Raw genomic sequence first — 1,009 nt, 5'->3', positions numbered from 1 at the left:
TCCACCAGTGATCGTGCCGCCGGTAAAAGCACCGTCAATGGATGTTCCGATCGTTCAGCCTTCAGGGGCTGCACCTGTAGCGGTGGTTCCAACTGTTCCGGCGCGACCCGGGAAAAATGCGGGAATGAACATTCAGACAGCTGTCGGGGCCGTTGCCGTGACCGCGGCTGAGCCCGGGCATCAGATGTCCGGCCGAACCGCAAGTGCTGTGGCCCTCTCGGGCGGCCTCGTCTACGTCCTGACGCGCCAGATTCGCAAGAGGCGTCTGAATTAGCTGGTGAATGCGTGCCGGTGGCCGAATGGTCACCGGCACGCATTCTATGACGACGCGGAAGCATGCTGGCCTCTTGAACCGGGCCGACACCCTGCACCGGCTCAATGAAGGGTTGAAGTTAGATGGAGCACGATTCACACGGCGGCGATACCCAGCCGCCACCAACGGATAGAACCACCCGACGTATCTGGGCCGGCTTCACCCTTGGCATGGCTACCCTCCTGACGGCCATGGCACTACTCAACTCGCCCCTCCCGCAAGCAGCCACTGGCGAAAGCCAGCCCACTGCAGCCCCCGGTTCTTCGGTAGCCGGTAGCTTTACCGCCAATACGCCCGCCGCAACCCCTGGTTCTTCCGCAGCCGGTAGCTTTACCGCCAATACGCCCGCCACAACCCCTGGTTCTTTGGTAGCCGGTAGCGTTGCCGCCAGTGCGCCCGCTGCAGCCCGACAAACTGAAGAACCGACACGAACACCGGCATCCGAACCTTGGCCACTTTTGCCACCAGTGGAAAGAGCTCCGGCAACTGCATTTGAACCTGCAGCTGAACCCGCGGACGGCACGCACTATGAAGACACGCAGCGAGACGCTCCAGAGCCCGGATCAGCCAAAGAAACGCCAGCGCCGACCAACTCCACGGCCGGTAACCCCCTAATTCTGCCAGCAGCTCCTGCGTTGGAAGCGGCGCCTGTCGGCTCCGCCGCCAGCCAACCTCAAGCTGCGGCTGCAGCCGCGG

Annotated in this window: 2 protein-coding genes; one reads left to right on the top strand and one right to left on the bottom strand. The window is 63.0% G+C overall.

From position 1 onward, the window contains the following. Positions 1-124 precede the first annotated feature (124 nt). Positions 125-274, top strand: coding sequence for a hypothetical protein (locus Y704_RS23850; RefSeq protein WP_155850184.1), 150 nt, complete (start codon positions 125-127; stop codon positions 272-274). A gap of 369 nt (positions 275-643) precedes the next feature. Here the strand turns inward: Y704_RS23850 and Y704_RS24805 are convergent. Next, the coding region (locus Y704_RS24805; protein WP_035771374.1) for a hypothetical protein at positions 644-1,009 on the bottom strand (366 nt) is incomplete at its 5' end.

Source organism: Arthrobacter sp. Br18, assembly GCF_000520555.1.
Taxonomy (GTDB): Bacteria; Actinomycetota; Actinomycetes; order Actinomycetales; family Micrococcaceae; genus Arthrobacter_D.
Note: the sequence above shows the minus strand (reverse complement) of the source record. Positions and strands in the feature narration are given on the sequence as shown.